Origin of the sequence: Pseudomonas sp. 2995-1 (assembly GCF_002742505.1) — a bacterium.
Classification (GTDB): domain Bacteria; phylum Pseudomonadota; class Gammaproteobacteria; order Pseudomonadales; family Pseudomonadaceae; genus Aquipseudomonas; species Aquipseudomonas sivasensis.
Genome location: NZ_LJSA01000685.1, coordinates 1 through 291, shown reverse-complemented (window position 1 = coordinate 291; position 291 = coordinate 1). Strand labels below are relative to the sequence as shown.

The window sequence follows — 291 nt, the reverse complement described above, 5'->3', positions numbered from 1 at the left end:
TGTATATACACTACCAACATTGACATTCATTCCTTGTTTAACTGCACCATCGTATGCCTTCTTCAATAAATCGAAGTTAGCTGTGGGAGCAAAGTCAAGTTGATTAAAATTTCTACGATTCACACCAGAATCAGTAGAGGCGCTCATTGCAATAATAACGTCTCTTAGTTTGACTTCTTGTTTCAAAGCTCCACAAGTACCGACACGAATCAGATTTTTTACACCATAGCTATTTATTAATTCATGTACGTATATAGAGATAGAAGGAACACCCATCCCAGTACCTTGAAC

General features: G+C 37.1%; 1 pseudogene. It reads right to left on the bottom strand.

Features of this window, described 5'->3' with window-relative positions:
- A pseudogene (deoD, locus tag AOA61_RS30705) lies at nt 1-276 on the bottom strand (purine-nucleoside phosphorylase); the annotation flags it as partial.
- Nucleotides 277-291 lie beyond the last annotated feature (15 nt).